At 46.2% G+C, this 14,045-nt stretch carries 10 protein-coding genes and 1 riboswitch; of the genes, 3 read left to right on the forward strand and 7 right to left on the reverse strand.

Annotated features, from left to right (window positions below; all coding sequences use genetic code 11):
* Positions 1-67: 67 nt before the first annotated feature.
* The gene (locus R7Q09_RS12425; RefSeq protein ID WP_017634445.1) at positions 68-940 is read left to right on the forward strand and encodes a patatin family protein; all 873 of its coding nucleotides are present in this window, start codon (positions 68-70) and stop codon (positions 938-940) included.
* A gap of 52 nt (positions 941-992) precedes the next feature.
* On the opposite strand, the gene gbpA is transcribed toward R7Q09_RS12425, so the two are convergent.
* The 3 genes from gbpA to R7Q09_RS12440 form a co-directional block, all read right to left on the reverse strand.
* Positions 993-2,456: an N-acetylglucosamine-binding protein GbpA gene (gene gbpA, locus R7Q09_RS12430; RefSeq protein WP_256903057.1), complete on the reverse strand. Its 1,464-nt coding sequence runs from the start codon at positions 2,454-2,456 to the stop codon at positions 993-995.
* Between the two features lie 98 nt (positions 2,457-2,554).
* Positions 2,555-2,655, reverse strand: a riboswitch (cyclic di-GMP riboswitch).
* Between the two features lie 272 nt (positions 2,656-2,927).
* Complete coding sequence (locus tag R7Q09_RS12435) at positions 2,928-3,428, reverse strand: fasciclin domain-containing protein (protein WP_318070903.1); 501 nt, start codon at positions 3,426-3,428, stop codon at positions 2,928-2,930.
* A gap of 80 nt (positions 3,429-3,508) precedes the next feature.
* A complete protein-coding gene (locus tag R7Q09_RS12440) occupies positions 3,509-4,990 on the reverse strand; it encodes a cryptochrome/deoxyribodipyrimidine photo-lyase family protein (protein WP_248486121.1) in 1,482 nt (493 codons plus the stop codon).
* Positions 4,991-5,098: 108 nt separating this feature from the next.
* Here R7Q09_RS12440 and R7Q09_RS12445 point away from each other — a divergent pair, with 108 nt between their 5' ends.
* Entirely contained in the window at positions 5,099-5,404 is a 306-nt protein-coding gene (locus R7Q09_RS12445; protein ID WP_005374898.1) for a DUF6482 family protein, read from the forward strand.
* 68 nt (positions 5,405-5,472) lie between these two features.
* Here the strand turns inward: R7Q09_RS12445 and R7Q09_RS12450 are convergent, their stop codons facing one another.
* A complete protein-coding gene (locus R7Q09_RS12450; RefSeq protein ID WP_017634441.1) occupies positions 5,473-6,453 on the reverse strand; it encodes a rhodanese-related sulfurtransferase in 981 nt (326 codons plus the stop codon).
* A gap of 463 nt (positions 6,454-6,916) precedes the next feature.
* The gene (locus tag R7Q09_RS12455) at positions 6,917-8,212 is read right to left on the reverse strand and encodes an alpha/beta fold hydrolase (protein ID WP_318070902.1); all 1,296 of its coding nucleotides are present in this window, start codon (positions 8,210-8,212) and stop codon (positions 6,917-6,919) included.
* Positions 8,213-8,422: 210 nt separating this feature from the next.
* Here R7Q09_RS12455 and R7Q09_RS12460 point away from each other — a divergent pair, with 210 nt between their 5' ends.
* Complete coding sequence (locus tag R7Q09_RS12460) at positions 8,423-9,580, forward strand: D-alanyl-D-alanine carboxypeptidase family protein (protein ID WP_021484077.1); 1,158 nt, start codon at positions 8,423-8,425, stop codon at positions 9,578-9,580.
* Positions 9,581-9,665: 85 nt separating this feature from the next.
* Here R7Q09_RS12460 and R7Q09_RS12465 read toward each other — a convergent pair whose 3' ends face one another.
* Positions 9,666-12,323 (reverse strand): alpha-amylase family glycosyl hydrolase, encoded by a 2,658-nt coding sequence (locus tag R7Q09_RS12465; protein ID WP_318070901.1) that lies wholly within the window; start codon positions 12,321-12,323, stop codon positions 9,666-9,668.
* 129 nt (positions 12,324-12,452) lie between these two features.
* The gene (locus R7Q09_RS12470; protein WP_318070900.1) at positions 12,453-13,916 is read right to left on the reverse strand and encodes an AraC family transcriptional regulator; all 1,464 of its coding nucleotides are present in this window, start codon (positions 13,914-13,916) and stop codon (positions 12,453-12,455) included.
* Between the last annotated feature and the right edge of the window lie 129 nt (positions 13,917-14,045).

The following is a 14,045-nucleotide window of genomic DNA, read 5'->3' on the forward strand; positions in this document are numbered from 1 at the left end:
TAAGAATATTCAATTGTTGTGATTGCACGAATTTCATTACTCTTTTGGCAAGGAGAATGGGGGAAATATGGCAACAAAAGCAATTGTAGTAGAAGGTGGCGCGATGCGAGGCGTCTTCGCAAGCGGAGTGTTAGATGCGTTTTTAGAGCAGAGTTATAAACCGTTTGATTTTGCAATCGGTGTATCTGCTGGTGCATCAAATTTGATTGGGTATTTGACCGACTACCCGCATCGCAGTATTAACGTCATTACTAAGCTGGCCACAAGCAAACGCTTTTTTGACCCAACTCGCTTCGTTAAAGGTGGGGACCTCATTGATGTGAAGTGGCTGTTTGAAGAATCTAATCGCTTGTATCCCGTCGATGAAAATAAACTGTTTAATGGCGTTCCTTTTCTCGCAGCGACAACAAATGTAGATACAGGGCAAGCAGATTACTATCGCGTGACACGTGATAATTTTCACCATGCGATTGAAGCGACAACAGCATTGCCGATTGCCTACAAGCATACCCCTTGTTTTTCTGGCGGTTGTTATACCGATGGTGGGGTCGCTGACTCTATACCAGTGCGTGAGGCTTATCGTCGAGGGGCTCGCGACATAACCGTAGTACTCTCTCACCCGCTGAATTATGCCAAAAAGCCAGTTAAGACCACATGGCTGATGAAGAAACTGTTTGCGGAGCACCCCAAAATGGCGGATGCGATGTTAAGACGTGCAGATAACTATAATCAATCATTAGAGTTTATTCGTAACCCTCCACCAGGAACACATGTTAGGGTAATTGCCCCACCAGATAATTTTCATGTTCAGCGCTTATCAATGCGACAATCCGTTTTACTAGAAGGGTATGAAATGGGGCTGATTGAGGGGCGAGCGCATCTCACTAGTTTATCTGGTGTTCATGGTTTAGACCGGGAAAATTGTCATTTTTGCGTTTGATTATAAAAGAGCCTCATAGTGAGGCTCTTTTGCGTAACGTTCAAAGGGTGATTTAGTTGACTTTATCCCAAGCCATCTCCCAGTGTGAACCTATTCCAGGCTCGTAATGGTTTGCGCTTTCTTTCCACTGCATACAGTAACCAGAGTATGGGAAAGGTTTACATTGATAAATGCCCCCGTCGCTGGCAAGCACTTTTGTGCCCGCAGTGTAGCTAGATAGTCCTTCAGGGAAGACAAAATCGTACTCACCAGATGGTGGTGGCGTTACTGGATCTTCTTTTAAGTGAAAGTCGAGCGTTTGCTGATCCACCAAGTTGCCATCTTTATCCTTAATACGTGTTACGAGCATATGGTGACCCGGCTCCGATTTACTTAAAGCGAGCGATATCGCTTCTACCGAGCCGTCTTTCATTTCGTTTGCCCAACTTGCAAGTGGTTCGCGATGGTGATTGTAAACGGTGAGTTCTGCATTTAAGTCGCCTTCAGCAGTTAGTGTCAGATCCAACGTTGTCGGTGTTGACTCAATGATATATTCGTCTGCTAAGCCATCTACTGTGAGTGAGTATTCTGGAACAGGAGTTTCAATGTTATAGCCGATCTCTACTCGCTCAAGGCCGCTATTTGCTTGCAGATACACCGGATTAGTACCATAAACAGGAGTGAATTTATCCTCTGCATACTGCCCGGCTTGCAGTTTTGCTTGTTCTTGGTTTAGCTTAGTCGCGAGTGCGTAAGACCAGTTTTTCGCTTGGCCCATTGCTGCATCGGTAATTTCTAGTTCAGTTCTATACGCTATGTTTTCACCTGCTTGATCAAATACGCGCGTATAAACCGAATCCCCAATATTTAAATCCATTGTAGGAATAATTTGACCGCCTTGCTTCCAATCTGGAATAACGGGACTGTCACCATCAAATTTCACATCGATCACGTTATAAAATGAGGCTGCAGTGTCGCCAACATCCCATACTGCCAGGATGACATGGTATCCCTCGCGAGTAGGCACATTACATTGATGGCTTACCTGTTTCGGGGGTTGAACCATATTGCCGTTGACGACACAGAAAGGAGTTAGATCAAAAGAGTCTCGTGATAGTGAAGCGTTTGGGTTCCAATCAGGCTTGGTGATGTAATATTTCCAGTCGCGCGTCACGTGGTTAGCGGTAAATGTCCATTCAAAAGTTTGTGTACCTGCTTGAATAGTGCGTTTTACCCAACGGTCGGCAGTTTGCTCATCAAGGGCAGCTGCTAAAGCGGTTTCGGCACTCGCTATTTTACCATCGCGAGGCCCTGTTTCGGGAAAGCCATCAGGGCCTTCAACGCTTTGCGGTTCATATTGAATCGCACCGCAGTTATTATTTTTTTCGTTAGTATCTGGCGTTGGATACTTACATAGTGCCGAGCGACTTGCAGCGACACCACCATTGGTTTCTGATACATAACCGTGAGCCGCAGCACCTGAGCTAATGCTTGCAAGTGCTAACGCGAGTACGGATTTGGTTGGAAATGATTTCATCACATGTCCTCTGTTATGGCTGACAAACTAGTGTCACACCCCGGCGCATGCTGAGCATAAAGTAACGCTACAGAAATTGGACTTCTGTAACACTGCGTCATGGTAACCCCGCTATCATGAGCATTCTTTTAGATTTTTAAATGCTGACAGACCGGAAGCTTTGCGTCCCACCCTTTCGAATGGTTTGCCGAAATGTGATTGAGCAGCCAAAATTTAGCTTAAGAATTTACATGTGGAAAAGTAAACGTCACTGACATGGAATCCTGTTCTCAAATTGAAAGATAACGATATCTTAACCTCGTCAATATTGTGCAGTGTCGTCTTGCAAGGTATTGATTTTAATTTTGTTTTTATCTTTTTTATAGTCATGGTGAATGGGTGGAGGTTTGTTGGGGATAAGTGGAGAGGAATCGTGCTAAGGGTGGAAGAAGTTCTGTCTAAAGGGCGGAGTGTACCGCCCTTTGAATGGTGTTATTTCGGCATGATGACAGTATCAATCACGTGAATGACACCGTTTTTAGCTTTCACATCGGTTGCAATGACATTTGCATCGTTAACCATGACTTTATCGCCCATGGTTTTAATCATGACATCTTGCCCCTGAACCGTAGTCGCTTTGTCTAGCTTAACAACATCGGCAGCCATCACTTTCCCTGGGACGACGTGATAAGTCAAAACAGATACTAACTTGTCTTTGTTTTCCGGCATTAAGAGCATGTCGACTGTGCCGTCTGGCAGTTTTGCAAAAGCGTCATCCGTTGGTGCAAAAACAGTAAATGGGCCTTCCCCTTTGAGAGTGTCAACCAGGCCCGCTGCTTTCACCGCAGCAACAAGCGTATTGAAAGAGCCATTTTCAGCGGCAACGTCGACAATATCGGCTTTCATCATGCCATGCTCATGAGCCTGAACGGGAAGCATAAAAAATAATGTCGCCATCAGTGTCGCCGCGATAACTAAGATACGTTTGAACATAATGTGTTCCTTACTAGTTGAGGGTACAACGGATTCCCTGGAGTGTGTTTGCATTTGTACGCATCGTGATTGAAAGATGATCATCGCGTCCTACTTTCTTTTGAGGGTCTAACATGTCGCGCAAGAATTCGTCTGCCTTCTTGTTTCACATCAGCTCGTTTCCGCCACGTCCATAAGCGCTCTCTTGCTGCCTTAGCTGCGTTGTCTGGTGCGATAATAGGTGCAAGGTAACGGCTATCTGGCTGCAATTGATACATGACAGCTTCCATCTGGGTCATTGTCCAGGGCTCGAATAAAAGAGGGGGAGGAACCATTTGTAACTCAGGCACCCACTTGTAGATGAACGTACCGTTAGGATCATGTTCTTGGGCTTGCTTGATCGGATTATAAATACGGATTGTGTTAGTCCCGGTTACTCCTGCTTGCATTTGGAATTGTGGGTAATGAATTCCAGGCTCAAAGTCGAGAAATAGTTGCGCTAAATGCGTTACACCTACTCGCCAATCCATGTTCATGTGGTGAGTAAGAAAGCTAACCAGCATGGCACGCATGCGAAAGTTAATGTAACCAGTGTGGTGCAAACAGCGCATGCAGGCATCAATCAAAGGTACGCCAGTATGCCCGGATTTCCATGCTGCTAACTTTTCTTCATCGAAAGTACTACTTTGTCTAATCAATGGTTCGTAAGCCCGATTAACGCAGTAAAACTCCATGTCGTATTCCGATTCGAATTTTTGGATGAAGTGACAGTGCCAATGAAGCCGTGAAGACAATGCAATTAAGCTGCGACGAAATCCAGCGACTTGCCAGTGTTTCAAAAGGTATTGATAAACTTCACGCAAGGATATGTTACCCCAAGCGAGGTATGGAGAAAGTCGAGTACAGGCTGTGCGTGAGGCTGTGGGACTAGAAATGCTTCGATAGTAATCACGACCTCGACGATGAAAAAAGTCCTCTAGTGTTTTCCAAGCGAGCCGGCTTCCTCCCGTTTGCATTCCTTTGCATTTTGATAGCCAGGATGATGGTGGCGAAAACGAACAGCCGAGAGCTTCTGCATCCAATGAATGCAATAAGTCGGTTTGGATCTCAATAGGGCTTATTGAGGCTCTCATGACAGAGTCCCAATGTTTGTCCCAACCTTGCCGGTTTTTTGCACCTCTGATAACAGCACCGTGTTCGAACTCAAACCAGTCGATGTTCTGCTCATACAGCCAAGCGGCAACTTGTCGGTCTCGTTCAAAGGTGCAGTTGAGTCCTATTTCTTGGTGAGAAAAAACAGCGTTGATTTGATATTGCGCTTGAATTGATTGGAAACATGCTAAGGCATCGTCAAACAGCACCGTGATTCGATGCCCATACGCTTTGAGCGTTTCATCCATGTCTTGCAGTGATTGCCAAACAAATCGCCAGTGGCGCTCAGAATAGTGTGGGTTGTTCAATAGCAATGGTTCAACAATATACAAAAGCACAGTTGGGTGCTTTGTTGATAATGCTTGAGTTAGTGGTTGATGGTCAGTCAGCCTCAAATCTCGCTTTAACCACACGACATTGATTGTTTGCATCGGAATCCTCTTTGTTTCCGATGTTGTACGCAAGTAAACCGAAGAAATCTCATCCAATGATCGGTTTTATTCTACAAAACGTAGAGGTAACTTTCAGGGAGGTGACACATGGCAATACCATTGAGTAAGTTACAAAAATACTTCTATGTAGACAAATTGGTCATTCATTCGCTTGATCTCGCATTGTACCAGGCATCTGTCGTGATTGATGGAGAAGCGCAATTTATCACTGATGACAACGGTATCTTTTTGAGGGCTCATTCCCTGATCGAGATGCAAAAGAAGTGCAGGAATATCAAAGCAAATAAGCAGGTTCTAGTGCATCAAAGTGCTTATGATGAAATGGTGGGGCTACCCGAAGGCAAAAGAGACAATCAACTAGAGGTATTGGTGAGGGATACAAAATTGTATTGAAAGAGTATTGGTGCGTAGTAAAAGCGAGCCACCATACGGCAGCTCGCTAAATATAAGGAGAGTTGGGCTTAGTCTTGTTTACGCTGCGCTTCTTTTTGCGCGTACTTAGCGGCACGTCGGGCTTCTCTTTGCTTGGCACTTTCACCACCAACATGCTGCTCGCCTCGCTGCTCTGCAAGAACAATTTGTTTTTCACGCTCGCGGAATCGAGCAATTTGTTCTTCTGAGTGTGTGCCGTGACATTTTGGACAGCTCACGCCTTGCTCGAACAATTCTGACTGTTTGTCTTCTTCAGTGATCGGTAGACGACAAGCGTTACATAAATCGTAATCTGCTTTTTCTAGCTGGTGGTTCACGGCAACACGACCGTCAAATACGTAACAATCGCCTTCCCACATGCTCTCTTCTTGAGGAACTTCTTCAAGATATTTAAGAATGCCGCCTTCTAGGTGGTAGACCTCATCAAAGCCCTGTTCTTTCATGTAAGCAGTTGATTTTTCGCAGCGGATACCACCGGTACAGAACATCGCAACTTTCTTGTGTTTTGCCGGGTCCATGTTTTCTTTTACATAGTCTGGGAATTCACGAAAGGTTTCAGTATTTGGGTTTACAGCGCCTTTGAATGTCCCGATCTCGATTTCGTAATCATTACGTGTATCGACAACAAACACTTCAGGATCAGCAATAAGATCGTTCCACTCTTGAGGTTTCACGTAAGTCCCCACTACGTGGCGAGGGTCTATACCTTCAACACCTAATGTTACGATCTCTTTTTTCAATTTCACTTTGGTGCGATTGAATGGCTGGGTCTCAGAATACGACTCTTTGTATACGGTGCCAGTCAAACGAGGTTCGTTGTTTAGCCACTCCAGTAGCGTATCAATACCTGCACGATCAGATGCAACAGTACCGTTGATACCTTCACTTGCCAGTAGTAATGTTCCGCGAATATGGTGTTTTTCCATCAACGCAAGTAATGGCTCGCGTAGCTCTTGATAGTTATTCAGCTCAACAAACTTGTACAGCGCACAAACTACATACTGACTCATGAGGTTTCCTTTAAAAATACAGGTGGTCAACGACCTTAAAATTTTAGCGGCACGAAGTATACCTGACTAAACTAGTCGGAAATACGGACAAATTATACGGATATTATGAGTAGGCGGGGCCTGGCGGTCTTTGATAGGGGGTGCATGTCCGCAGGTGAAGCCGCTATGTGTTCAAATTATAAGCATTAATTATAGTGAGTCAGGTAGGTTGGGGCCGATACTTTTGGTTTAAATTTATGTTGTTATTCTGTTTTAGGCCCTTCAAAAAAGTTAGGCGCAAGAAGCACCAAATAATCACCGGAGTCATTGACAAGGAAAGGACATGTCGCAGTTTTATACATGAGGTGGTGAGGGATAAAGGTTTAGGGACAAAGAGTGAATGACTGATCGCCATTGTTCATAAACCGCTATAAACGCCTTTTCACCACATACTGAAAAGGCGTTTTTCTAACGTCTGCCGTGCTTATTTCAACGTAGCTGCGGTCTGTTTGCCCATGGCTATGAGCCTATCGAGAATACGTTCACCGTCGGCACGTAAACCGTTGTGCTCGTACTCATTGGTGATCCACGCTTTTGAATTTGGGATTAACGCGAGCGCCTCTCGGCTGATATCCATTTCAACAAACATATCATCGGCGTAAACGGCGCAACTGACAGGCACTTTGTTCTGAGCCAGTTGTGTTTGATCGTACAGCGCAGTCCAATCTTCTTTCGCTGCCAATATTTCTGCGGTGTCTTTTAGTGGCTTGAGGTTAACGTATTGGTCGAACATCCATGGGAAGACCATTTCCCCCGTAAAGTAAAATGGCTTGCCAGATTCATAATTAAACTCTGATCGGGTTTGGCGAACGCGGTGCGCACTCCAATTCGACGCGAAGCTTTGACAGTAAATCGATTCATGCAAAATGGCGTAGATCGGGTTGGTTTGGAAGTTTTGCTGCGCCAACATATCGTTTAAGAATTCATAACGAAGTTGTGGTTTGCCGTTCACTTCAATCAACGCGCTTTCTAGCCAATAGTAAGTTGGTAAGAAAGTATCACTCACACCAAAGTTGATGCCGATTTGTTGAAATTGCTCCACCGTGAAGCGTTGACCATTTGGTAGGTACTCTTCATTTTCCAGCAAGTGATTCGCAATGTTTTGGCAAAGTTGTTGCGCACTTGGAAATTGTTGGAAGAACGCTTGGTTTTTCTCCATGGTGCGTTTGAAGGTGGCTTCATACACATCGTCGGCATGACGCGAGACTGATGGCACGCCACCCGTGATGTAGCTTTGCAGCAAGCTGTCTGGGAACAAAGACAAATAGGTGAGGGAACAAAAACCACCAAAGCTTTGACCTAAGATCGCCCATTTTTCGACGCCAAATTGCTCACGAATGTATTCCGCGTCGCGCACGATGTTATCCGCTCGGAAGTGGCTCAAGTAGTCTGCTTGTTGCTCTGGCGTGAGGTGAGCAAGCGTCTGATGATTAATTACGCTGCTGTTGCCCGTACCACGCTGGTCGAGAAGCAAAACTCGGTACTCTTGCAGCGCGCGTTTTACCCAGCCGCTATTGCCGTTTTGACGCGGAGAGGGAAAGCCAGGCCCGCCCTGAAAGTAAACCAACCAAGGTTTGGTCGATTCTTCATCGCCAACTAGGCAAACCGCACGGGCGAAGACTTCAATGGTGCCTTTGCTCGCGTCTTGGTAATCCAGAGGAACGGTAAAACTGTGGGGAGTGTAATGCAATCCTGCGTCGATAAATGATTGAGCGTTCATTGTTATCTTTATTTCCTTATTGAGGGGTAGCGCTACTTTACTGCGAATGGCATGAAGAACCAATGCTATTTCCCAATCGCCTCTTCAGTTCTATACCTTGGTCAAATCAATGTAAGTTCAAGAAAATGAAACGATTAGCGACTGGTGCAACTGGTTGAGTGAGCTATGCTCAATAGAGTTGCGACAAAGTAAGAGCATGGAGGAAGTCGGATGAAAGTGTCACTGGCTCGATGGACAATTGTGACTTGTTTAATAAGCGTACCTACTTTTGCCGTTGTTACGCCCAACCCACCTCAGTTACAGGCAAAAGGCTACGTATTAATGGACTTTCAATCCGGTGCCATTATTGCCGAGCATAACGGGCGAGCAGGCCTTGCTCCGGCGAGTTTAACCAAGTTGATGACCGCTTATGTAGTTGGACAAGAAATCAAAGCGGGGCGTTTGAAATGGGATGATGTTGTCACCGTGAGCGAAAACGCGTGGTCGGCCAAGTTTCCCGGTTCTTCTAAAATGTTCATCAAACCGAAAGATGAAATTAGTGTTGCGAACTTAATGCGCGGCGTGATCATCCAATCAGGAAATGATGCGTGCGTTGCACTGGCTGAGCATGTTGCAGGCAGTGAACGCGGCTTTGTCGCCTTGATGAATGGTTGGGCGGAGAAATTAGGACTGCAAGACACCTATTTTGTGAACTCCCATGGTCTTGATAGTGATGGCATCCAAACCTCACCAACCGATATGGCAAAACTCATGCAGTCGATCATCAGCGATGTTCCTGATGTGTATGCGCTATACAGCGAGAAAGTCTTCAAGTGGAACGACATTACACAGTACAACCGCAATAAATTGCTGTGGGACAATTCCATTGATGTCGACGGGGGAAAAACCGGCTACACCAGCAATGCGGGATACAGCTTAGTGAGCTCGGCCAAAGAAGGAAGAATGCGCCTTATCTCGGTGGTGATGGGCACGCCGAGTAAACAGGCTCGGATCAGCCAATCGAAGAATCTACTCAGCTATGGTTTTCGTTTTTATGACACCAAGCAAGTTGCTAAGCAGGGCCAAGTTGAGTCTAAAGTTCGCGTTTGGAAGGGAAATGCCAATCAAGTCGAAGCGATCTTCGCTAAAGATGCCTATCTCACTCTGCCTCGTTCAATGACGGCTGGGCTTGATAAGAGTGTGGTGTTAAATGAACCGTTGATTGCGCCGATCGCGCAAGGGGATGAGATTGGTAAGGTCGTTTGGAAAAGCGATGACAGTACCGTGGCGAGTTATCCCTTGGTCAGCAGCCAAGCGGTAGAAGAGGGCTCGTGGTTCGGTCAGCTTTGGGACAGTCTGGTGCTGTGGGTGAAATCGTTCTTTAACTAGAATAAAAACGAGCAGAAGTGTCTTTCTGCATTTTTTTTGTTGATGGCCGCCCAGCTAAACGCTGGGCGGTGTCTTTTTTAACGGTTTATTCCGACAAGGTGATGATTGGTAAATCGTCCCAAATCTTACTTTCATCCGATGCGCCACCGGAGAAGTTCCAAGGGCCTTTGTCTTGCTCTAGCGGACGGTAAGTTGCTGAAAGACCGTCTAAGTCCCAAGTCGTGACATAGAAACGGATACCATCGAGCGAATCTGGGCGGCCTAGTGCATCGCTAGCAAAGTCCATTGAAATGGTGTTGTTGGCTTTGTCTACTGTCACTGTTGGTGCTGGCGTTACGGCTTCTCCCCATGTCGTCGCATTTGCTCCTTTGGTGTTGTAAATAGAGCTTTGCCAGCCAAAAACAACCGCATTGCGACTCCAGGTTCCGCTTGGCATAGAAGCGTTGATCTTCGGTAGCTCAGACAAGTTGGTTGCGGCTTCTTCAGGTAAATCAATGAAGATGGTGAAACCTACGTGGTCGAAGCCGTTTGGTGGTAACCAAGTGTCGGTGATCTTGTCCATGGTGAAGGTCAAACGTACGTTACTGCCAACGGTAAATACCTCAGCTTTGTTGATTGCGAGTTGGCTATTGTTTTTATCGAATGTTGGATCCGTTGGTAGCGAATAGTTACCGTTAGGACCGCCCATGCCGTCTTGTGCATCGCCTGCATCATCAATGGTGTCATCCGGCGTGTTTGACCAGCTTAGGTTCGAGACAAAATTCACGTCCTCGATGCCTGCTTTTTTCTCGGTGGAATAAATCGCGAAGCGGTGCTGTTGTTCGCCAATAGCAAAGTGACGAGTCGACAGCGTGACGCTAAACTGACCATCATCGCCTACAGTAATGGCTTGCGCCGTTTCCAAGTTACCATCGACGACGAGGTTCAACTTCTCGTTGGCGTTCGCACTACCCGCGATAACAATATCACCAGTGATGGTTTGTCCTTCCCAATCTTGAGCAAGTCGGATATTGAGGTCTGGGGTATCTACAGATTGATTGCTGCTTGTTTTTGAGTAAATCACAGCTGACTTGGCTGGCAGTTCCAACGTCACATGGCCATTTTCATCTGCGACTAACTGTTCTGGAGCTTCTGCCCAGTTCGACATGATTTGTTGTTGGAAGACGGTGCCGCCAACTTGTTCTACATCGAGTTGGTTCATCAACATCGGGGAATTCGATGTGTTCATCACAACCAAGACTTCGTCGTTATCCAACGTTCGGGTAAAGGCGAAGACGCCCGCGCCCGCTTTATCGCTGCCAATCACTTTCATTTCGCCGCGTGTCATGACTTTGTTTTCAGTGCGTAGCTTGGCAAGTTCTTGAATAAACAAGTACATCTCACTGTTTTGGTCGAACGAGTCTACGTAGTTGCCATCTTCACGGTACCCTCCGGCGAACATAGCATCGCGTGCCGCTGACATCGCCTGTTCTGTACCTTGGTAAATCACAGGAATACCCGGTACGCTCATCATGGTGATCAATGCTTGTTTCATGTCATTCACGCTACCTTGCGACAGAAAGCGCGGCATGTCGTGATTATCAATGAAGTTCGGCATGATGTATGGATTTGGGAACATCTCCATCATTTTCTCAAGACGGAAACGTAAATAGTCGGTCGGTTGTCCTGATGCAAATACGCGCGTCATGGTCGCTTGCAATGGGAAGTTCAGTACCGAGGTTAGCTGTTTCGGCGAACCACTTTCACCGATGTAAGTCAGCATCTTCTCTTCGCCTTCGGTGTGGTAAGGCGTAGATGTTTCGAATACTTCACCAAAAGTGAGGAAGTTGTCACGACCGGTATCAACCGCTTGCGTCATCACACCATCGTCGGCATGTAGGAAGTCGTTCCAGAAGTCGTGTTCAACAAACTTCACCGTATCGATACGGAATCCGTCGACGCCGACTTCGCGAATCCATTTTCGGTAGCTCTCTTTTAGATAAGCGCGTACTTCAGGATCGGACGTATTAAGGTCATCCAAATCAGAGAGTTGCCAGGTTTTTTCTTGTACCGGATCGTTGTGGTCGGTGATGGTTGGCGTCCAGTGGTAGCTGCCTGTGCCGTCTGTTTTACACTCGTTCATGTTGAGTGGGTACGGCAGTTCTTGCCCGGCGGGTAGCGCATTTTCAATCAAACGGAAGCCTTGGCAAGGTAGGCTTGGATCATAACTGTAAGGATCATCGTAGGTGAAGAAGTTGCCTACATGGTTGGTCACGATGTCCTGAATTAAGAACATGTTACGCGCATGCACTTCGCGTGCTAACGCTTGGTAGCTTTCTAGGTCGCCGAAGTGCTCATCCACTTTTTGGAAATCGCGCGCCCAGTACCCGTGGTAGCCGCCGTAGTTTTGCTCTGCATCCCACCATTGGTTAGCAACTGGCGGAGTAATCCAGATCGATGTGGCACCGAGATCTTCGATGTAGCTTAACTTATCACTCACACCAACGAGGTCGCCGCCGCTAAATTTTTTATCCGAAGTCGGATCGAATTCGTTTTGCCCTTGATCATTAAGAGCACTGTCGCCGTCGTTAAAACGGTCGATCATCAGGAAGTAAATGATTTGATCTTGCCAATCAGGAGATGCCACGTGGCTTCCTGTATCTGCTGGTGTGGTTTCATCGCTACCACAGCCAGAAAGAGCTAAGGCGATCGCTAAAGGTAGTATTTTTATTTTATTCATAGGGTTAGGTAAGTTTTCAAACACGGTTTTTGTCTCCGTTATGCAGCAATGCGGAAACGATAAATCAAAGGTTTGAAATTGAGAGTGTCATTTCACGCCAAAAAAGACGTGAAATGATGTCACGAAGAGACGATTTTGATCTGACCGACAGTTTTAATTGAGCGGTTGCACAATAGGATATTGTATCGGGTAATGATCTTTCGCGAGCTCGTTGTCGGATTCATCATAAAGGCGGAAACGGCACTGCTTTGCAGTTTGAGTGAGCGATAATTGCAGCACCCAACAAGCATAATGTAGCGAGTGTTGGGTCAAGCGCATTGCGTGAGGTGTGGGGTCATCATCGACGTAACAGTCAATCCTCGAAACGTTTTCAAGTCGGCATGCCAGTTCGATAAAGAGCGTGTATTGCGCCCCAATATTAATAAGCTGCCGAGTCGGGACAATGTATTCCGTTGCGCCAATTAAAAGCCCCTTAGAAACCACATAGTCACGCTGGTGGTTATTCTCAATGTAACGTTCCCCATCGACTTCATAACAAAGGCGAAAGGTAAGGGGGTGCGCTACCGGAAGTTCGGTCGTTGCCCAGAGTTCGGTGCCATGACTTAAAAAACGCTCGAAGAAGGCGGGGTAGCGCCGCCATGCGCCATCACGGTCACGGCATTCTACCGAGACCACTTTTTCAAACGCAATATTGTCCACTTCCATCCAGATTTTGCCGACAGGTTGGTCGATGTGGTTATCGTCGAAGGTATTGGCTTTGGCGTAGTATAAGCGGATCGGTTGTTGATTTAGTTGAGTTCGGTTATCCAAACATTGTTGGCGATATTGCATGGGTGAAAACGGATACCAACGACGAAAAGTGCGGTGAAAGTTCGAAGGTTCTTCATAACCAAGTTGATAGGCGATTTGCTGCGTTGTGAGTTGGGTGTCGGCAAGCAAAGTGAGTGCTTGCTTTCTTTTAGCGAAATCAACGCATTGAGAGTAGCTCATTTGCTTCTCTTGCAGTCGACGTTGCAAGGTGCGTTTGGAGACGCCCAGTTGCCTTGCCGCTTGCTCTAACTTGAACGCGTAATTGCTGTTTTTGATGAACAAGGCGTTCAAAACACTCAGCAATTCGGGTTGCTCAATTGGCTGGTGAGAAAGCAGCAAATAAACATGTTTCACCAGTTCAAACACGCTTGAACTCGTTTTAGAATCTCGCGTTTCCCCTAGAAAAATATCGGCCGCGAATGGATTGCTGGCTTGAACTTGTACTTGTATTGATTCGCTTAGCTCAAGCATCTCCAACTGCATTCTGAGCAAGCCAAACACCGACTCCGCCCAATTTGGCATATCGCCCGTTCTGCATTCTACTTGCAGATGGATTTGGGCATCACCATGTTGAAATGTGACGTACAAACGGCGGTCGAATAATGAGACACTTTTACTCCACCAAAGCAGCCCTTCTTGGAGGTTAGGCGCTTCTTTCAACATCATGCATTGCAAGGCCACCAACTTCTCAATGTGCCAATATTCGCCGGCAATTCGAAGGTGATTGTGACCGAGCTTTTTGCACAGAAAGGATGTAATAACGTTATCTTGAGGCAGCATGAGTTGAGTTTGGTTGCGAGCAAACATGCATTATTGCCGAAAAGATGAAGAAATTCAGTGAGAACGCTCAAAGCCTTTCTTATCGTTTTATTTTCAAATTTATTTTGAAAATGTTTTTAATCGAAATCGGTTTTTCCCTTTATCTCATGAGGTTAT

The sequence above is a fragment of the Vibrio sp. 2130-1 genome, assembly GCF_033339515.1.